Origin of the sequence: Mycobacterium sp. IS-3022 (assembly GCF_001500065.1) — a bacterium.
In the GTDB taxonomy this organism is placed as follows: Bacteria; Actinomycetota; Actinomycetes; order Mycobacteriales; family Mycobacteriaceae; genus Mycobacterium.
On record NZ_LQIN01000048.1, the window covers coordinates 26612 to 46390 of the forward strand.

The following is a 19779-nucleotide window of genomic DNA, read 5'->3' on the forward strand; positions in this document are numbered from 1 at the left end:
TCCCGCGAGCACACCGAAAAGCCGGTCATTGTTCCGCGTGTCGCGGGCAGGAGCTAACGCTGCGGGGCGGCGGTCGGCGTGATCGGCGCGGGAAGCGCGGAGTGCCCCATCAGATAGCGGTCGGCACCGGCAGCGGCGGCGCGGCCCTCGGCGATCGCCCACACGATCAGCGACTGACCCCGACCCATGTCGCCGGCCACGAACACGCCGGGCACCGACGAGCAGAAGTCGGCATCGCGCGCGACGTTGCCCCGCTCGTTGATCTCCACATTCAGGTCGGTGAGCAGACCTTCGCGTTCGGGTCCGGTGAATCCCATCGCGAGCAGCACGAGGTCGGCTTCCATCTCGAACTCGGTGCCCTCGACCTTCTCGAACTTGCCGGCGTTCATCTTGACCTCGTGACCGCGCAGGCCGGTCACCCGGCCGTCCTTGCCCACGAACTCCTCGGTGTTGACCGAGTAGACCCGCTCCCCGCCTTCCTCGTGAGCAGACGACACCCGGAACATCAGCGGGTAGACGGGCCACGGCGTCGAGTCGGCGCGCGTCTCGGGCGGGCGCGGCATGATCTCGAACTGATGCACGCTGGCCGCGCCCTGTCGGTGCGCCGTGCCGAGGCAGTCGGCGCCGGTGTCGCCGCCGCCGATGATGATGACTTTCTTGCCCTTGGCGTGGATGGGCGGCAGACCGTTCTCATCGGTCACCGGGTCGCCGAGCTGCACGCGGTTGGACCACGGCAGGTACTCCATCGCCTGGTGGATGCCGTCGAGTTCACGCCCGGGTATCGGCAGGTCGCGACGCGCCGTCGCGCCACCGGCGAGCACCACCGCGTCGAAGTCCTTGCGCAGCTGCTGCGCTGATATATCGATACCGACGTTGACGCCGGTGCGAAACTCGGTGCCCTCGGCCGCCATCTGCTCGAGACGACGGTCGATGTGGCGCTTCTCCATCTTGAACTCAGGGATGCCGTAGCGCAGCAGGCCGCCGATCCGGTCGTCGCGCTCGAACAGCGTGACGCTGTGTCCGGCGCGGGTGAGCTGCTGGGCGGCAGCCAATCCCGCAGGGCCGGAGCCGACGACGGCGACCTTCTTGCCCGTCTTGACCTCCGGCGGCAGAGGCGTCACCCACCCCTCGTCGAACGCCTTGTCGATGATCTCGACCTCGATCTGCTTGATCGTGACGGGATCCTGGTTGATGCCGAGCACGCACGAGCCCTCACACGGGGCGGGGCAGAGCCGGCCGGTGAACTCGGGGAAGTTGTTCGTCGCGTGCAGCCGCTCGATCGCGTCGCGCCAGCGGTCGTTGCGGACCAGGTCGTTCCACTCGGGGATCAGGTTACCGAGGGGACAGCCGTTGTGGCAGAACGGGATACCGCAGTCCATGCAACGGGTCGCCTGCTCGCGCAGCGTGTCGTGGGAGAAGTCCTCGTAGACCTCTTTCCAGTCGCGCAGGCGAATCGGCACGGGCCGCCGCTGCGGGGTCTCGCGCTGGGTGTACTTGAGGAAGCCGCGTGGGTCAGCCACTGGCGGCCGCCATGATCGCTTCGTCGACATTGCCGCCGTTGCGTTCCGCTTCGGCGATCGCCTCGAGCACCCGCTTGAAGTCGCGGGGCATCACCTTGGTGAAGTGCTTCACGTTGTTGTTCCAGTCGTTCAGAATGCGTGCTCCGACAGCGGAATCGGTGGCGTCCACGTGGGCCTGGATCATCGCCCCCAGCCACTCGAGATCCTCGTCGTCGAGCTCCTCGAGTTCCACCATCTCGGCGTTGAGATTGCCCGGCAGCGTGCCGTCGGGGTCGTAGACGTAGGCGACACCACCCGACATGCCCGCGGCGAAGTTGCGGCCCGTCGGTCCGAGGATCGCGATCTTGCCGCCGGTCATGTACTCGCAACCGTGGTCGCCCACGCCTTCGACGACGGCGTGCGCGCCGGAGTTGCGTACCGCGAACCGCTCACCGACCTGGCCGCGGATGAACGCCTGTCCGCTGGTGGCGCCGAACAGGATCACGTTGCCGGCGATGATGTTGTCCTCGGCGACGTAGTCGATCGGCGCATTGTCCGACGGGCGCACGACGATCCGACCGCCCGACAGACCCTTGCCGACGTAGTCGTTGGCGTCGCCGTAGACCCGCAGGGTGATGCCCTTCGGCACGAAGGCGCCGAAGCTGTTACCCGCCGAGCCGTCGAACGTGATGTCGATGGTGCCGTCCGGCAGTCCCTGGCCGCCATAAGCTTTCGTCACTTCGTGGCCGAGCATGGTGCCGACCGTGCGGTTGACGTTGGCGATGGTGGTCGAGAATCGCACCGGCGAGCCGGAATCCAGCGCTTCGCGACACATCACGATCAGCTGCTGGTCGAGCGCCTTGTCGAGGCCGTGGTCCTGGCGCGAACTGCAGTACAGATCCTGGTTCATGAACGCCGACTCGGGCTCGTGCAACACAGGCGCCAGGTCGAGCTTGTAGGCCTTCCAGTGCTCGGCGGCCTTCGTGGTGTCCAGCGCGCCGACCTGCCCGACCATCTCGTTGACCGTGCGGAAGCCCAACTGCGCCATCATTTCACGCACTTCTTCGGCGATGAACATGAAGAAGTTCTCGACGAACTCCGGCTTGCCGGTGAACCGCTCGCGCAGCACCGGGTTCTGGGTCGCCACGCCGACGGGGCAGGTGTCGAGGTGGCAGACGCGCATCATGATGCAGCCCGACACCACCAGCGGCGCGGTGGCGAAGCCGAACTCCTCGGCGCCCAGCAGCGCGGCGACCACGACATCGCGGCCGGTCTTGAGCTGCCCGTCGACCTGCACGACGATGCGGTCCCGAAGACCGTTGAGCAGCAACGTCTGCTGGGTCTCGGCCAAGCCGAGCTCCCACGGCGCGCCGGCGTGCTTCATCGACGTCAGCGGCGTCGCGCCGGTGCCGCCGTCGTGCCCGGAGATCAGCACGACATCCGCATGTGCTTTCGAGACACCTGCGGCCACCGTTCCCACTCCATTCTCGGAGACCAGCTTGACGTGTACCCGCGCCTGCGGATTGGCGTTCTTGAGGTCGTGGATCAGCTGCGCCAGGTCCTCGATCGAGTAGATGTCGTGGTGCGGTGGGGGTGAGATCAGCCCGACGCCGGGCGTCGAGTGCCGCACCTCGGCCACCCACGGGTACACCTTGCCGCCCGGAAGCTGCCCGCCCTCACCGGGTTTCGCGCCCTGCGCCATCTTGATCTGGATGTCGGTGCAGTTGCTCAGATAATGGCTCGTCACGCCGAACCGGCCGGACGCCACCTGCTTGATGGCGCTGCGGCGCCAGTCGCCGTTCTCGTCCCGGTCGAAGCGTTTGACGTCTTCGCCACCCTCACCCGAGTTCGACCGTCCGCCAAGGCGGTTCATCGCGATCGCCAGTGTCTCGTGTGCTTCGGCGGAGATCGAACCGTAGCTCATCGCCCCGGTGGAGAACCGCTTGACGATCTCGCTGGCGGGTTCCACCTCGTCGAGCGGAACCGGCGAACGGACACCCTCGCGAAACTTGAGAAGCCCACGCAGCGAGGCCATCCGCTCGCTCTGGTCGTCGACCAGCTTGGTGTATTCCTTGAAGATGTCGTACTGGCCGGTGCGCGTCGAGTGCTGCAGCTTGAAGACGGTGTCCGGGTTGAACAGGTGGTACTCGCCCTCGCGGCGCCACTGGTATTCGCCGCCGACCTCGAGCTCGCGGTGCGCCCATTCGTCGGGCCGATCCAGGTAGGCCAGCGCGTGCCGGGACGCGACGTCGTCGGCGATGTCGTCGAGCTCGATGCCGCCGACCGGGCACGTCAGCCCCGTGAAGTACTCGTCGAGCACCTGCTGGCTGATTCCGATGGCCTGGAACAGCTGCGCGCCGGTGTAGGAGGCCAGCGTCGAGATGCCCATCTTCGACATCACCTTCAGCACGCCCTTGCCGGCCGCCTTGACGTAGTTGGTCTTGGCTTGGTCGCTGGTGATGCCGGTGATCACGCCGCGGTCGACCATGTCCTCGATCGACTCGAACGCCATGTACGGGTTGATCGCGGCGGCGCCGAAGCCGACGAGGCACGCCATGTGGTGCACCTCGCGGGCATCGCCGGCCTCGACGACCAGGCCCACCTTCGTGCGGGTGCGTTCCCGCACCAGGTGGTGGTGGACGGCCGAGACGGACAACAGCGACGGGATCGGCGCCATCTGCTCGTTGGATTCGCGGTCGGAGAGCACGATGATGCGCGCACCTTCGCGGATCGCGGTCGACACCTTGGCTCGCACGTTGTCCAGTGCCTCTTTGAGGCCCTGCCCGCCGCGGTTGACCGGATACAGACACCGGATCACAGCCGCGCGCATACCGTGCTTGTGGCCGCGGATCTCGTGGTCGGGGTCGACGCAGATCAGCTTCGACAGTTCGGCGTTGCGCAGGATCGGCTGCGGCAGCACGATCTGGCGGCAGGACTCGGCGTTCGGGTTGAGCAGATCACCCTCGGGACCGAGCGTGCCCTGCAGACTGGTCACCACCTCTTCGCGGATGGCGTCCAGCGGCGGGTTGGTCACCTGAGCGAACAGCTGCTGGAAGTAGTCGTAGAGCATCCGCGGCCGCGTCGAGAGCACCGCGATCGGGGTGTCGGTGCCCATCGAACCGATCGGCTCGGCGCCGGTGCGCGCCATCGGCGCCACCAACAGGTTGAGCTCCTCGTAGGTGTAGCCGAAGATCTGCTGGCGCAACACCACTCGGTGATGCGGCATGCGCACATAGTCACCCGGCGGCAGCTCGTCGAGGTGGAACAGGCCGGCGTCGAGCCACTCCCGATACGGCTGCTCGGCGGCCAGTTCGGCCTTGATCTCCTCGTCGTCGACGATGCGGCCTTTGGAGGTGTCGACCAGGAACATGCGGCCGGGCTGCAGGCGCATCTTCTTCACGACGGTCGACGGGTCGAGGTCGAGCACGCCGGCCTCGGAGGCCATCACGACCAGACCGTCGCGGGTGACCCAGATGCGCGACGGCCGAAGACCGTTACGGTCCAGGACGGCGCCGATCACCGTGCCGTCGGTGAACGTCATCGACGCCGGGCCGTCCCACGGCTCCATCAGCGACGCGTGATACCGGTAGAAGGCCCGCCGGGCGGGATCCATCGTCTCGTGCCGCTCCCAGGCCTCCGGGATCATCATCAGCACGGCGTGCGGCAGGCTGCGGCCCCCGAGGTGCAGCAACTCCAGCACCTCGTCGAACCGCGCGGTGTCCGACGCTCCGGGGGTACACACGGGGGTGATCTTGTCGAGATCCTGATTCGGGCCGAACACGTCCGTCTTGATCAGCGCCTCGCGCGCCCGCATCCAGTTCTCGTTGCCGGTGACGGTGTTGATCTCGCCGTTGTGGGCGATGCGCCGGAACGGATGCGCCAGCGGCCACGACGGGAACGTGTTGGTCGAGAAGCGCGAGTGCACGATGCCCAGCGCACTGGTGAGCCGGTCGTCCTGCAGGTCGAGGTAGAACGCCTTGAGCTGCGGGGTGGTCAGCATGCCCTTGTAGACGAAGGTCTGGCCGGAAAGGCTTGGGAAGTAGACGGTTTCGCGTCCCGGCCCGTCCTGGCCCGGCCCCTTGGTACCGAGCTCGTGTTCGGCCCGCTTGCGCACCACGTAGGCGCGGCGTTCCAGTTCCATGCCCGAGGCGCCCGACAGGAACAGCTGCCGGAACGTCGGCATCGCGTCGCGGGCCAACGCGCCCAGCGGTGAATCGTCGATGGGCACCTCGCGCCAGCCCAGCACCTCGAGCCCCTCGGCCTCGGCGATCTTCTCGACGGCCTCGCACGCGGTCGCCGCATCCTTCGACGACTGCGGGAGGAACGCGATACCGGTGGCGTAACTGCCCGGTTCGGGCAGGTCGAAGTCGACCACCGCGCGCAGGAACTCGTCCGGGACCTGCAGCATGATGCCCGCGCCGTCGCCGGTGTTCGGTTCGGCGCCCTGGGCACCACGGTGCTCCAGGTTCACCAGAGCGGTGATGGCCTTGTCGACGATGTCGCGGCTGCGACGCCCGTGCATGTCGGCGACCATGGCCACGCCGCATGCGTCATGCTCGAACGCGGGGTCGTACAGCCCCTGGCTGTTGGGCGCCATTCCCACCTACCCTTTTTCCGCAGGTCTCACGAAGCTTCTGCCTGGCAGCCGTAGACCATGGCGTTTCGCCGGCCCCGGCTATGGAGTGCCTTCGTGCAGCATCGAACGCCGGCCTTTTCCCACTTGCCTCAAGTGAAGAAAACGATATGACAAACACCGGGTGACATGCCAACTTAGCGGCACCTAACCACGGCTGACCGACCGAGCAGACGGCGTTTGGTCACCAGCCCGCTGAGCAGCGAAATCCCCTGTCCGGATGGCGTTTTCGTCGGATGCCGGTGAGCACTGGCCGGATGCGGTATACATCACACCAGGGCTCCGGCAAGCCGTGCGGTTTGCTGACATAGACTAGACACCATTCTGGCCTGGTGAAATTGTCCCATAGCGCTTTGCCAAAAGCCTAGTCAGATTCTTAAGAAACGGCTTTCAGGCTGGCTTCGGGGTCGAGGTCGAGCCGACGCAGAAGTTGCGCGTTCAGCGCCACCACCACCGTCGACGCCGACATCAGGATCGCACCGACCGACATCGGCAGCACGAAGCCGACCGGCGCCAGCACGCCCGCGGCAAGCGGTACCGACACAATGTTGTAACCGGCTGCCCACCAAAGGTTTTGCTTCATCTTTTGATACGACGCCCGCGACAACAGGATCACCGACAACACCGAGCGCGGATCCGAGCCGGCCAGTATCACCCCGGCCGAGGCGATCGCCACGTCGGTACCCGCACCGATCGCGATGCCGACGTCGGCCTGCGCGAGGGCCGGGGCGTCGTTGACGCCGTCTCCGACCATCGCCACCTTTCGGCCCTCGTCCTGCAGCTCGGCGACCTTCGCCGCCTTGTCCTCGGGGCGGACGCCGGCAAACACCCGCTCGATGCCGAGGTCGGCGGCCACCGCCCGCGCGACCGGCTCCGCGTCGCCGGTGATCATCACCACTTCGACACCCAGTTTGCGCAGCGCCGCGACCGCCTGCCGGGACTCCGGCCGCACCTCGTCGGCGAGCTTCACCGCGCCGACGACCTCGCCGTCGGCGACGACGTGCAGGACGATCGCGCCCTCGTCGCGCCACTGCGCAGTTTCGGGCAGTTCGGCCTGACCCGCCTCCGCCAGCATTCGCGGGCCACCGACCTGCACGGTTCGGCCGTCGACCGTGGCCGTGACGCCGACCGCGGGTGAGGAGCTGAACTCCGTCGATGGCGGCAGCGTCAGATTGCGGTGACGTGCGGCCGCGACTATCGCGCGCGCCAGCGGATGTTCGGAGTCCGCTTCGGCGGCCGCGGCCAGCGCCAGCACATCGTCAGCGGCATCGGCGTGCGCCGTGGCGACCGCGGTGACCGTCGGTTCTCCCCTGGTCAGCGTGCCGGTCTTGTCGAAGAGCACGGCGTCGACGGTCCGCATGCTCTCCAGCGCGAGCCGGTCCTTGACGAGCACGCCCCCGCGCGCGGCGCGTTCGGTCGCGATGGACACCACCAGCGGTATCGCCAGGCCAAGGGCGTGCGGGCAGGCGATCACGAGCACGGTGATGGTCCGCACGACCGCTTCGTCGGGCATTCCGAGGAACGACCACACCACCGCGGTGACGACCGCCGCCGACAGCGCGAACCAGAACAGCCAGCCGGCCGCCTTGTCGGCCAGCCGCTGCGCCCGTGACGACGAGTTCTGCGCCTCGGTGACCAACCGCTGGATACCGGCGAGCGTGGTGTCGTCGCCGACTGCGCTGACCTTCACCCGCAACGCCGAATCGGTGGCGACGGTGCCGGCTACGACATGGTCGCCGACGGCCCGCCGGACCGGGCGCGATTCACCGGTGACCATCGATTCGTCGACGTCCGCGGCGCCGTCGACGATGTCGCCGTCGGCCGGCACGTTGCCACCGGGCCGGACCAGCACGACGTCGCCGAGTTTCAGCTCGGCCGGCGAGACCGTCTCCGTGCCGCCGTCGACGATCCGTTCGGCCTCGTCGGGCAGCAGCGCGGCCAGGGAATCGAGCGCCGAGGTGGTCTGCGCGAGCGAGCGCATCTCGATCCAGTGACCGAGCAGCATGATCACGATCAGCAGCGCCAGCTCCCACCAGAAATCAAGCTGGTGGTGCAGCACGCCGAGGCTGGCGCCCCACGACGACAGGAAGGCCACGGTGATCGCCAAACCGATCAGCAGCATCATCCCCGGTGCGCGGGAACGGATCTCACTGATCGCGCCGGACAGGAAGGGCCGTCCTCCCCAGAGGTACATCACGGTGCCCAGCACCGGCGACACCCACTTGATTCCGGGGATGTCGGGGATGGAGTAGCCGAGGATCATCGCGAACATGCCGGACAGCGCGACGGTCGGAACCGCGAGTACGAGCATGCTCCAGAACAATCGCCGGAACTCTGCGACGTGGTCGGCGTGCCCGGCGTGGCCGGCGTGGCCGTGTTCGGTATGCCCGGCCGTCGCAGTATCTGGGTGGTGTTGGCCGTGCTCGACGTGCGTCATGCCGCCATCGTATACCCCCTAGGGGTATAGCGCCACCGCCGATCGGCGACGCTGGATCCGATGTCACACCCTCTGAACACTCCCTTGGGCCGGTTCGGCATCGTGACGTCGCGCGATGCGGCCCACGAGTGTGTGGCCTCCATTCCGGTCGGCGCGATGGTGAACCCACTGACCGGCGCCCCGACCGTCGCACCGCTGGCGATGCTGGTCGACCACGCCTGCGGCCTCGTCAACCACCGGCGACGCGCCGCCGACGAGTGGACGGTATCCAGTGAGCTGTCGCTCGAAGCCGACCCCGACGCCGTTGACATCGTCGCGGCCGCACCGGAAGTTCCGGTGGTGGCGACGGCGCAGCCGTTCGGGAGGAAGCGCAACGTGGTGTTGGCGACATGCGAGCTTGCCCACCGCGACACCGTGTTGGCCACCGCCACCGTCCGTTCGTTCTACATCCGCTCGCCCGACAACCTGGCACCGTTTCCCGACGGCCCGACCGGACCTCTGCCAGCGGGCACACTCGCCGACCGGATGGCGGTGCGGGTCGCCGAGAGCGGCGGTGCGGGTCCGATTCTGCTGCAGGACGACGACCCCGTGCTGAACAACTCCATCGGCATCGTGCACGGCGGCGTGTCGGCCATGGCGCTGGAACTGGTGGCGTCGGCGGCACTCAACGCCGACCGCCCCGACCGGCCGCTACGGACGTCCTCCCTGCACGTCAACTTCTTGCGGCCGTTCCATAGCGGTGCCGAATCCCATTATGCCGGAACGGCTTTGCGTATCGGACGCAGTACGGGCGTGAGTGAGGCGAAAGCCGTCGGCCCCGGTGGAGAAGCGGCGATCATCGCGAGACTGACCGCATACCGCTGACGATCGCACTAGCATCTGGAGACCATGCCCGAGACCCGCGAAACCGGCGGCGGTCTGGGCGGATTCATTCGTCGCTCCGGATACATCCGGAAGTGGCTGATCCTCGGGATCGCGATCGGCGTCATCGCCGGACTCGGCGCGGTGGTGTTCTATCTGGCGCTCGACTACGCGGGCCGCTTGCTGCTCGGTGAACTCGCCGGCTATCGCATTCCCGAACCGGTCGGCGACGGCGGTGATCCCGGCTCGGCCGGCTTCGACCGACCGTGGGCGATCCCGCTGGTGGCGTGTGGCGGCGCGCTCGTATCGGCATGGCTGGTCGCGAAATTCGCGCCGGAGGCCGAGGGCCACGGCACCGACAGCGCGATCGAAGCGGTGCACACCGATCCCCGCGCGATCCGCGGTCAGGCCATCGTGGTCAAGACGATCGCCAGCGCCTTGACCATCGGTTCGGGCGGCTCGGGCGGTCGCGAGGGCCCCGCGGCGCAGATCTCGGCGGGCTTCGGGTCCATGCTCACGCGGTGGCTGGACCTCTCCGATGAGGACGGGCGTATTGCGGTATCGCTCGGCATCGGCTCGGGTATCGGGGCCATTTTCGGGGCGCCGCTGGGCGGCGCGGTCTTGGCCGCCTCGATCGTGTACCGGCGGGACTTCGACTACAAGGCGCTCATCCCCGGTTTCATCACCTCGGCCACCGCCTACGCCGTGCTCGGATCGATCCTGGGGTTCGACCCGCTGTTCGGGTTCGTCGCCGCCGACTACCGGTTCGACCACCCGCTGGACCTGAGCTGGTTCGTCGTGCTCGGCATCGTCGCCGCCGGCGTCGGATACCTCTACGCCCGCATCTTCTACGGCACCGTCGCACTGACCAAGCGCCTGCCCGGCAACACGGTGCTCAAGCCCGCGCTGGGCGGGTTGGCCGTCGGACTGCTGGCGCTCGTCATCCCGCAGATCCTTGCCAGCGGCTACGGCTGGGCCCAAAAGGCCACCGCCACCGACACTTTGATGGCCATCCCGCTGTGGATCGTTCTGGTGCTGCCGCTGGCCAAGATCGTCGCGACATCGCTGTCGATCGGCACGGGCGGGTCCGGCGGCATCTTCGGACCGGGTGTCGTGATCGGCGCGTTCGTCGGTGCCGCGGTGTGGCGCCTCGGCGACCTCGTGCAGGCACCAGGCATTCCCGACACTCCAGCCGTCTTCGTCGTCGTCGGCATGATGGCCTGCTTCGGCAGCGTCGCCCATGCGCCACTGGCCGTGATGATCATGGTGGCGGAGATGACCGGGTCCTTCTCGGTGATCCCGTGCGCGATGGTGGCGGTCGGAATCGCCTATCTGCTGATATCGCGCACCGACGTGTCGATCTACCAGGCGCAGCGCCTCGACCGCGAAACCGAGCAGGCGCAGCAACGCGCCGACTGACACCGGTCACGGCAGGGTCGCGATCGGATGGTGACCGTCTCTGTCGCGCCACGATTCGGCCACGAACGTTCGCAACGGTTGCCACACATGTGACCCTCACCGTATGGACGCCCCCACGATGCTGCACCGATTGGCAGCGGAATTCATCGGAACGTTCTGGTTGGTTCTCGGCGGTTGCGGCAGCGCGGTGTTCGCCGCGAAGTTCGTCGACGCTGACGGAACATCGCTGGGCATCGGATTCCTCGGTGTCGCATTGGCATTCGGCCTCACGGTGCTCACCGGTGTGTACGCGTTCGGCACCATCTCCGGCGGCCACTTCAATCCCGCCGTCACCCTCGGCGCGGCACTGGCCCGGCGCGTCGAGTGGAAGGCGCTGGCGCCCTACTGGATCACCCAGGTGATCGGCGGCGTCGCTGCGGGCTTGATCATCTATGTGATCGCCAAGGGCCAGCCAGGTTGGACCGCAACGGGAAACATGGCGGCCAACGGCTACGGCGACCACTCGCCCGGCGGTTATTCGTTGTGGGCGGTGCTGATCACCGAGGTGGTGCTGACCGGTCTGTTCATGTTGGTGATCCTCGGCTCGACCGACGACCGCGCGCCGAAGGGCTTCGCCGGCTTGTCGATCGGCTTGACCCTGACGCTGATTCACCTCATCTCGATCCCGATCTCCAACACGTCGGTCAACCCGGCGCGCTCGACCGGGGTGGCGTTCTTCAACGGCGACGGCGCACCCGCGCAGTTGTGGGCGTTCTGGCTCGCACCGTTGGTCGGTGCGGCGCTCGCGGGCCTCGCCTACCCCCACCTGTTCGGCCGTCGAGAGGAGTTGGCCGACCGGCCGGTGCGAGACGATGCCCTCGGGGATGCCTTCGGGGACTCGCCGGCTACTTGACCGGAGACTTCTTCTTGGCCTGACTGGCGGCGCCCTTCTCCGTCGAAGCGCCCTTGTTGGCCAGCTGACCGCCGGAGTTCTCCAGATGCGCTCGCACGAACCACTGGAACTTCTCCAGCTCGGCGGCGTGGCCGATCAGCATGTCCTGGGTGACCGGGTCCGGATCCTCGGTTTCCTCGATGTTTCGGCGGGTGTCCTCGATGACGCCGTCGTAGACCAGATCGAGCGCCGCGAGGTGTGCCTGCACGGTGTCGCGCTCGATGGAGTAGTCGTCCCAGGACCGGTCCTCGATGATCGCGCCCGGTGTGCCCTTCGGCGCGAAGCCGAGGGTCGCGATGCGCTCGGCGACCTCGTCGGCGTAACCGCGCACCAGCTCCACCTGCGGGTCGATCATCTCGTGCACGCCGATGAAGTTCGGTCCCACGACATTCCAGTGAATGTGCTTGAGGGTCAGGTGCAGGTCGTTGTATCGGCTCAACTGCTTCTGCAGGAGTTCGGCGACCTGGGTGGCCTGCTTGTCGGTCATGCCGGGGACGGTGTACTCAGACATCAAAAACTCCTTCGCACGCATACGGTGTCGACCGTCGGACTACCCGCTGCCGCTGGGCGGTAATCACGCCGCCGCGCACGTCACAAATCGACGAGGTTCGGGATCGCCATGCGTGGTCCGAACCGCGGCAGCACCGCCAGCCCGCTGACTTCCAACAGCCGCACCGCGCGGTGGCGGTGCGGTCGAAGCGGCTCGAGCAGCTCGACCATTTCGGCGTCGTCGATGGGGTGGCCCAGCAGGCTCCAGCCGACCATCTTCGCCAGGTGGTAGTCGCCGACCGACAGCGCATCGGCGTCACCGAACGCGCGCTGCGCCGTCTCGGCCGCGGTCCACTCGCCGACCCCGGGCAGCGACGCCATCGCGGCTCGGGCCCGCGCGGGTGAGCGGGCGCCGAGTCGTTCCAGCGAGTCCGCGCGCTGCGCGCATCCGACGACCGTGCGGGCGCGGCGCGGGTCGACGTTGGCCCGGTGGAACTCCCACGACGGGATCCGCCGCCAGATCTCGCCGGGCGGCGGAACGCGCATGTGTGCGGGGGCCGGGCCGGGCGCCGGCGCGCCGTATTTCGTCACCAGAAGGCGCCACGCGCGGCGCGCGTCTTTGCCGTAGACCCGCTGTTCGAGCACGGCGGGAATGAGCGCTTCGAGCACCCGGTCGGTCCGGCCCAGCCGCAGGTGGCGCACTCGACGCTGCGCCGCGGCGATCGTCGGGTCGGCGGGTAGGAAGCCGAGGCTGTCGTCGTATGCGCCGAGTTGAGCCGGCAGTGCCTCGACGAACTCGGCTGCGCCGGCGCCCCAGGCTTCGCAGTCGACAGTGCCTGGCGCCGATTTCGTGATGCGCGCTGTCACCGGGCCGCTGCGCATGAGGCTGGTCCGCCAGATCGCGCCGTCGGGTGCGTCGAAGTAGCAGGGGTCCTTACGACCGCGACGCAGCGGCGCCAGGGTCAAACCGGGGCTGGCCGGTCCGTCGAAGACGACGCTGGCCGAGGTGTGCACCGACCAAGGCTATGTGACGATGACGTCGGCCTTGTCCGGATAGAACGCGACGTGGCCGGCGATCGGAGCGACGGCGGGATAGGGCTTCTCGTAGGTCCACACGGCGTCTTCGACGGTCGTGCCGCCTTCGGTGACGACGTGGTAGTAGCCGGCGTCGCCCTTGAAGGGACAGTAGGTTTCGGTGTCGCTGGGCCGGAGCCGGTCGACGACGACGTCGTCGCGCGGAATGTAGTAGACCGCCGGGTAAGTGGACTCCTGCAGCGTCACGGCGCGATCGCTTTCGGCGACGACCTCGCCGGCCACCCGCACGGTGACGTGCCTGCCGGTCGGCTCGACGGTGATCGGATGCGTGGGACTGGGCTTGAGGACAGGTCTCATGTGATTGCCAACGCGCGAACCACCGCTGAGGATTCCTGCCTAGGATTTGCACATGAGCGAATCCGGTCCGGCCACCGCACAGGCAGAAGTCACCATCGACGCCGAACCCGACACGGTGTACCGGTTGATCACCGACCTACCGACGCTGGCGTCGCTGGCCGAGGAGGCGCATGCGATGGAGTGGCGCAAGGGCGATGCGGCACGGCCCGGCGCGGTGTTTCGGGGCCATAACCGCAACGGGTCACGCACCTGGACCACCACCTGCACCGTTACCGCCGCCGAACCCGGCAGGGCCTTCGCGTTCGATGTGCGAAGTGCGGTGATTCCGGTCGCACACTGGCGCTATGACATCACCGCGACCGACGGCGGATGCACGGTGACCGAGCGGACGTGGGATCGGCGGCCCGGCTGGTTTCGTGCGCCGGCCGGTTGGGCCACCGGCGTGAAAGACCGCAAGGCCGCCAACGCCGAGCACATCCGCCGGACGCTGCAGCGGTTGAAGGAAAAAGCCGAGGGATTGCGCTAGCCGATGGCCGATCTGCAGCCCGGAGCCGCCTCGGCGGCGACATTGGACAAACGCGGCGCGGTATTCGTGCTGACCCTCGGCGCCGACGAGAACCGCTTCCACCCGGACAGGTTGGCGGCGATCAATTCGGCTCTCGACGAGGTGGAGGCCACCGACGGGCCGAAGGCCGTGGTCACGACGGGCGAGGGCAAGTTCTACTCCAACGGGCTCGACCTGGACTTCATGGCCGCCAATCCGGATGCCGCAGAAGCGAACCTGGCCGACGTGCATGCCCTGTTCGCCCGCGTGCTGGCCTTCCCGGCACCGATCGTCGCCGCGGTGCAGGGGCACGCGTTCGCCGCGGGCGCGATGCTGGCGCTGGCTCACGACCTGATCGTCATGCGCGCCGACCGCGGCTACTTCTGCCTACCGGAGGTCGATCTCGGCATCCCGTTCACCGCGGGGATGAACGCGCTCATCCGCTCCCGGCTGCCGATCGCCACCGCACACGAGGCGATGACGACGGCGCGACGCTACGGCGGTGATGACGCGCTCGCGGCGGGGATCGTCGCGCAGACCGCGGGCGAGGCGGACGTGGTCGACGCGGCGGTCCACCGGGCGGAGGCATTGGCCGCGAAGGCCGGCGCAGTCTTCGGCACGATCAAGGCGCGGCTGTACGCCGAGGTGATCGCCGAACTCAACGTTCGCTAGCCGCCGAGACTGAGCTTGTGCTCGCCGATCCGAGGGCGGTTTCTCGTGCAGACCTTCAGTTTCGAGCGCAACGCTCAGAACGCGTAGCGGTGATACTGCGCCATGTAGCGCAGCGACGGCAGCACCGACATCGCCCGACCCAACGCCCGGTAGTACCACGCGACCGCACGGAACGACGGCGAGTCGAACGGGGACATCCAGGCCAGTAGCCGGACGCCGGGCACCGCGTCGATGATGTCGTCGGGGCCGTCGATACCCCAGTACAGCGTCGCGCCTGCACGCCGCACCACCGCGTTCATCCACTGCGACCGGATGCCGAGTCGGTTGAACGCGTCGAAATGCAGTTCGCCGGACGGGAAACCGTCGACTATGCGCCGCAGCAGTGCAACCCCGTCCGCCTCGGTCAGGTACATGGTCAGGCCCTCGCCGATCATCAAAGCCGGTCGGTCGGAGGGTATTTCGGTCAGCCACGCCGGATCGGTTACCGATGCGGCGATGACGCGGTAGTGCTCCCGCTCTGGGTAGAGCTGCTTACGCAGATCGGCGACATCGGGATAGTCGATGTCGAACCAGTCGACGCCCGGTCCCGGATCAACCCGGAACGCCCGCGCGTCCAGCCCACACCCCAGATGAAGGACGACGGCTTCGGGGTGCACCGCCAGGAATTGGCGCGCCCACGTGTCGAAGTGGGCGCTGCGTGTGGTCACCGACGCTGAATTGGCCGCGGTGATCGATGTCTTCGACCAGTCGTAGTCGATCCGGTCCACGATGTCCTTGGCAAACCGGTCGCCGAGGATGGGCACGGGTAGATCGGCATCGAGCGCCTTGGCGTAGAAGGTCGCCAGCATGGTCTGCGGCGCCCCGGACAGGTCGACGTGCAGTTTGTCGGGCACCTCTGCGACGCTAGTCGCGATCGAATCGACAACGCCAGCAGTTGAACACGCGTCGGCGCGCCGTTCAGCCGGCCTTGCTCTTGCGTCGCGCGTCCCGCAAGGTGGCCCAGAACCGTGCCGCCTCGCGGATCGACTCTTCGACCGGCCTTGGCTCCCAGCCAAGTTCGCGTCTGGCCTTGCTGCAGTCCACCGGCGCTTCCGCGCGCATCAGCCGCAGCGACTCCAGCGACAGTTTCTCGTCGGTGCCGGTCAGCCGCGCCTTCACGCTGCCCATCGTGGCCATCGCGTATGAGACCGGCAGCGGGATCGACTTGGTCGGCGCCGGCATCCCCGCCGCCTCGGCGGCGATGCGGACGACCTCGGCATTGGTGATCATCTTCTCCGAGATCAGGTAACGCTCGCCGACGCGACCCCGGTCGGCGGCCAGGATCATGGCGCGCGCGGCGTCGTCGACACCGACGGCCTCGAGCTCGATGCCGTCCATCACGAACGGCAGCTTGCCGAACGCGGCTCCGGCGATGATCGCGCCGTGCGGGGTGCGGCCCCAGTCGCCGCTGCCGTAGGTGGTCGATACGCACATCGCCACCGCGGGCAGGCCGTGTTCGCGCGCGTACTGCAGCACCAGCGTCTCGGCCTGCACGCGGGACCGCACGTACGGTGTCAGCCCCTTGTCGACGATCGTGTCGTCCTCGGTGGCCACATGCCCGCGCCGGCGTCCGACCGTCACGTAGCTGCTCGTGTAGACGAACCGGTGCAGGTTCATGTCCTTGGCGATCTCGAGCACATTGCGGGTGCCGTCGACATTGGTGTGAAACAGCGGGGCGGGATCCTTGAGCCAGCCGCGGGTGTCGACGACGCAGTAGTACACGTCGTCGACTCCGGTCATGGCGGCGCGCAACGTGTCGTCGTCCCAGATGTCGCCGTGGAACCGTTGCACGGACAGATCGTCGATGCCCGTCGTGTTCGCGTTCGGCCGGACCATGACGCGGACGTCGTGCCCGTCGCCGATCAATTGCCTGGTGACGTGCGAGCCGAGGAAACCGTTGGCCCCGATGACCAGCTTGCTCACCGGCCGCCTCCATACTGGCGCATCCAACTCGCCGCCTCGTCGGGCAGCGTGCCCAGTTCGGCGGCTTTGCGACACCATTTGACCGTCGCCTTGACGAACCGCAGGGGGTTGTAGACGTCCTCCTGCCGACGCCACAGCCCGTCGCCTGCGTAGGTGAGGATCGACATGTTGGTCGCGCTGATGATCGTGCCGTCGCCGGGATCGCGCATCGGGTTGTCGAGCTCGCAGATGACTCGGCCGGTCGGCTCGTCGAAGACCGCCCACAGTGACGGGAACGACGTCATGTAGCTGCCGGGGAACGTCTCCATGGTCTTCCAGATCCAGGCCCGAACCTCTTCCCGGCCGCGCATGGTGCCGGCCGCGTGCTCGACGTAGACGACGTCGGGGGTGTACTGCTCAACCCAGGGATCCCAGTCCCTCGTCTGGGCGGCCCGGTCGACCGTCGCCTCGAACTTCTCGAACGCCGCGGCAAGTTCGTCACGGCTGAAGGTGCTGCTCGTCACAACCAGAACTAGAACACGTTCTACTGACGTTTGTCGAGTGTCAGAACGCGGTCAGCACCTGCCGAGCGCCCAGCGGATTCTCGAGCGCGACGTCGAGGGTTCCCGACACGGCGATCATGATGCACGCGCGGCCGACGGCTTCGGGAAGCGTGCCGCCGCGCAGCGCGACGGTCACGACGTCGGGAGTCTCCTGGACCGTGGCGTGCACGCCATAACACTGCGGCGTGCCCGTGGTGAAATGCACCCCGATTGCACGGTCATCGGCGGATCGGCTGAACGACTCGGCGCGCATGGGATGGGCGTCGACGATCGCCGGGTTGTCGGTGAACACGACACCCTGGTAGCCGGGACGTTCGGCGAGCACCGCGGTCTCCGCCGATGCCGCCGGTGCGGCCCAGCCGGCCAGCACCGCGACCCCGATGACGGCCACGACTGTGCGCATCACACAACCGTAATCGTCGACAGGCACTATGGGTTGTATACAGAGTTTGTATCGACAGTGTTCGACAGTGAGGAGCGGCATGAGCACCACCAAGACGGCCATCCTGGCCGGCGGTTGCTTCTGGGGCATGCAGGATCTGATCCGCAAGCAGCCCGGTGTGGTGTCGACGCGCGTCGGCTACACCGGCGGCGAGAACGCCAACGCCACCTACCGCAACCACCCCGGCCATGCCGAGGCGATCGAGATCGTCTACGACCCGGCGCAGACCGACTACCGCGCGCTGCTGGAGTTCTTCTTCCAGATCCACGATCCGACCACGAGGAACCGGCAGGGCAACGACGTCGGCACCAGCTACCGGTCGGCGATCTTCTACCTCGACGACGAGCAGAAGCGCATCGCGCTCGACACCATCGCCGACGTCGACGCCTCCGGCCTGTGGCCCGGCAAGGTCGTCACCGAGGTGACACCGGCGAGCGACTTCTGGGAGGCCGAGCCCGAACACCAGGACTACCTCGAGCGCTATCCGAGCGGCTACACCTGCCACTTCCCGCGTCCGGGCTGGAAGCTGCCCAAGCGCGAGACGGCCAGCCAGTAACCCGCCGAGCAGACGCAAAGTGCCCCCGACACGCCGAGGTTTCGGAGCACTTTACGACTTCTCGCGCTGATTCCGGTGTCGCACCACGACCCGGCCGCCGTCCTTCGGCGTGAACGCGATCCCGCGGAAATGCACCTTCTCGTCGGGCGCGTCATCGGTCTCGATCACGAAGTGTCGCAGCACCGTTCGTAGCACCACGTCCATTTCGACGTTGGCGAAGGCCGCCCCGATGCACCGGCGGGTCCCGCCACCGAAGGGCACCCACGCCGTCGGCGGTCGCTTACCCAGGAAGCGGTCCGGGTCGAAGCGCTCGGGGTCGGGAAAGACCTCCGCGTTGGCGTGGATGTTCGCCAGCGCCACCATCACGGTGTAGCCGTGCGGAATTCGCCACTCGCCGAGATCGAAATGCGGAGCGAGTACGTGCCGGCCGGAGAAGTCGATGACGGTCCGGTTGCGTTGCAGTTCGTTGATGAAGGCCTGGCGGTACTCGTTGCCGCCCTCGTCGTTCTCCCTGACCAGCTCGGCGAGCACCTCGGGATGACGGCGCAGCCGCTCGAAGGCCCAGCCGAGCGTCGATGCGGTCGTTTCGTGGCCCGCCCCCAACAGCGTGAGCAGTTCGTCGGAGACGTCCTGGCGTGACATCGGCGTGCCGTCCTCGTAGGTGCTGCGCAGCAACAGCGCCAGGATGTCGGTGCGCTCATCGCGCGCGGGATCGGCTTCGGCCTTGTCGATCAGCGCGAAAACGGTGCGGTCGAAGTGGCGGCGGAAGGTCGCCAGCCGCCCCCACGGGCTGAACCGTCCGGTGCTGAACGGCGGTTCGGGCAAGGTGGCCATGCGGGACCCCAGCTTGGCCCACGGCGGGATGATCTCTCGCAGAAAGTCGAGTTCGGCTCCGTCGGCCCCGAACACCGTGCGCAGGATGACGTTCAGCGTGATCCTGTTCATCGGCTCGAGGGTGGGGAATTCGACACCTTCCGGCCAGGTCGCCGTCTCGCGGAGCGTCTCCTCCTCGATGATCTTCTCGTAGTTCTTGATGCTCTGACCGTGGAATGGCGGGGCGAGCAGCTTGCGGCGCTTGCGGTGCTCGACACCGTCGAGGGCGAAAACCGAACCGGGACCGAAGATCCGGCTGAGGTTCGGCTGCACGTTGATCAAGTCGTCGGTGCTGGCGAGGTAGACCTGCCGCAGCAGCGCGGGATCGGCGACCACCACGCTGCGACCGAAGAACGGCACATTGATCGCGAACACCTGCCCATACCGCTTGATGGCCTTGGCCAGATACCAGCGGCGGAACCCCGCCATGAGCACCAGCTGAACGGGCTTGGGTAACGGCACCGCCGGAGGCGTCCTGCCGGGTGCGACCGCGGCGTCCTGCTTGGCTACGGCGGCGTTCGTCATCG

General features: G+C 67.5%; 17 protein-coding genes. 6 read left to right on the plus strand and 11 right to left on the minus strand.

Translation table 11 applies throughout. The features are described 5' to 3' along the window. Window positions 1-53: 53 nt before the first annotated feature. The 3 genes from AU188_RS20440 to AU188_RS20450 form a co-directional block, all read right to left on the minus strand. Window positions 54-1520 (minus strand): glutamate synthase subunit beta, encoded by a 1467-nt coding sequence (locus AU188_RS20440; protein ID WP_059165316.1) that lies wholly within the window; start codon window positions 1518-1520, stop codon window positions 54-56. Next, window positions 1513-6096, minus strand: a complete 4584-nt coding sequence (gene gltB, locus AU188_RS20445) for a glutamate synthase large subunit (RefSeq protein WP_059165317.1) — start codon at window positions 6094-6096, stop codon at window positions 1513-1515. The genes AU188_RS20440 and gltB overlap by 8 nt, the downstream gene beginning before the upstream one ends. A gap of 412 nt (window positions 6097-6508) precedes the next feature. Next, window positions 6509-8569 (minus strand): heavy metal translocating P-type ATPase, encoded by a 2061-nt coding sequence (locus tag AU188_RS20450; RefSeq protein WP_059165318.1) that lies wholly within the window; start codon window positions 8567-8569, stop codon window positions 6509-6511. 60 nt (window positions 8570-8629) lie between these two features. On the opposite strand from AU188_RS20450, the gene AU188_RS20455 reads away from it, so the two are divergent. The 3 genes from AU188_RS20455 to aqpZ all read left to right on the plus strand — a co-directional run bounded on the left by AU188_RS20455 (window position 8630) and on the right by aqpZ (window position 11741). Continuing rightward, complete coding sequence (locus AU188_RS20455) at window positions 8630-9433, plus strand: PaaI family thioesterase (RefSeq protein ID WP_059165319.1); 804 nt, start codon at window positions 8630-8632, stop codon at window positions 9431-9433. 24 nt (window positions 9434-9457) lie between these two features. Next, window positions 9458-10849: a chloride channel protein gene (locus tag AU188_RS20460; protein ID WP_059165320.1), complete on the plus strand. Its 1392-nt coding sequence runs from the start codon at window positions 9458-9460 to the stop codon at window positions 10847-10849. Between the two features lie 103 nt (window positions 10850-10952). After that, window positions 10953-11741: an aquaporin Z gene (aqpZ, locus tag AU188_RS20465; protein WP_059165321.1), complete on the plus strand. Its 789-nt coding sequence runs from the start codon at window positions 10953-10955 to the stop codon at window positions 11739-11741. Here aqpZ and AU188_RS20470 read toward each other — a convergent pair. The 3 genes from AU188_RS20470 to AU188_RS20480 all read right to left on the minus strand — a co-directional run bounded on the left by AU188_RS20470 (window position 11734) and on the right by AU188_RS20480 (window position 13661). Continuing rightward, window positions 11734-12291, minus strand: a complete 558-nt coding sequence (locus AU188_RS20470) for a Dps family protein (RefSeq protein WP_059165505.1) — start codon at window positions 12289-12291, stop codon at window positions 11734-11736. The two genes, aqpZ and AU188_RS20470, sit on opposite strands and share 8 nt — an antisense overlap. Window positions 12292-12371: 80 nt before the next feature. After that, window positions 12372-13283 (minus strand): DNA-3-methyladenine glycosylase family protein, encoded by a 912-nt coding sequence (locus AU188_RS20475; RefSeq protein ID WP_059165322.1) that lies wholly within the window; start codon window positions 13281-13283, stop codon window positions 12372-12374. 9 nt (window positions 13284-13292) lie between these two features. After that, the gene (locus AU188_RS20480) at window positions 13293-13661 is read right to left on the minus strand and encodes a DUF427 domain-containing protein (RefSeq protein WP_059165323.1); all 369 of its coding nucleotides are present in this window, start codon (window positions 13659-13661) and stop codon (window positions 13293-13295) included. 52 nt (window positions 13662-13713) lie between these two features. Here AU188_RS20480 and AU188_RS20485 point away from each other — a divergent pair, with 52 nt between their 5' ends. Continuing rightward, on the plus strand, window positions 13714-14187 hold the full coding sequence (locus AU188_RS20485; protein WP_059165324.1) for an SRPBCC family protein: 474 nt from the start codon (window positions 13714-13716) through the stop codon (window positions 14185-14187). Window positions 14188-14190: 3 nt separating this feature from the next. Next, complete coding sequence (locus tag AU188_RS20490) at window positions 14191-14877, plus strand: enoyl-CoA hydratase-related protein (RefSeq protein WP_059165325.1); 687 nt, start codon at window positions 14191-14193, stop codon at window positions 14875-14877. A 74-nt stretch (window positions 14878-14951) separates the two neighbouring features. On the opposite strand, the gene AU188_RS20495 is transcribed toward AU188_RS20490, so the two are convergent. From AU188_RS20495 to AU188_RS20510, 4 genes are all read right to left on the minus strand, one after another. Further along, window positions 14952-15725 carry a class I SAM-dependent methyltransferase gene (locus tag AU188_RS20495; protein ID WP_172799560.1) on the minus strand — a complete coding sequence of 258 codons (774 nt, stop codon included), beginning with the start codon at window positions 15723-15725 and terminating at the stop codon, window positions 14952-14954. A gap of 109 nt (window positions 15726-15834) precedes the next feature. Continuing rightward, the gene (locus tag AU188_RS20500) at window positions 15835-16839 is read right to left on the minus strand and encodes an NAD-dependent epimerase/dehydratase family protein (protein WP_059165327.1); all 1005 of its coding nucleotides are present in this window, start codon (window positions 16837-16839) and stop codon (window positions 15835-15837) included. Further along, window positions 16836-17342, minus strand: coding sequence for a nuclear transport factor 2 family protein (locus AU188_RS20505; protein WP_059165328.1), 507 nt, complete (start codon window positions 17340-17342; stop codon window positions 16836-16838). The genes AU188_RS20500 and AU188_RS20505 overlap by 4 nt, the downstream gene beginning before the upstream one ends. Window positions 17343-17382: 40 nt before the next feature. Then, the gene (locus AU188_RS20510) at window positions 17383-17784 is read right to left on the minus strand and encodes a hypothetical protein (RefSeq protein ID WP_059165506.1); all 402 of its coding nucleotides are present in this window, start codon (window positions 17782-17784) and stop codon (window positions 17383-17385) included. Window positions 17785-17863: 79 nt separating this feature from the next. Between AU188_RS20510 and msrA the strand changes: the two genes are divergently transcribed. After that, window positions 17864-18379, plus strand: coding sequence for a peptide-methionine (S)-S-oxide reductase MsrA (gene msrA / locus AU188_RS20515; RefSeq protein WP_059165329.1), 516 nt, complete (start codon window positions 17864-17866; stop codon window positions 18377-18379). A gap of 51 nt (window positions 18380-18430) precedes the next feature. Here msrA and AU188_RS20520 read toward each other — a convergent pair whose 3' ends face one another. Continuing rightward, complete coding sequence (locus AU188_RS20520) at window positions 18431-19777, minus strand: cytochrome P450 (protein WP_059165330.1); 1347 nt, start codon at window positions 19775-19777, stop codon at window positions 18431-18433. Window positions 19778-19779 lie beyond the last annotated feature (2 nt).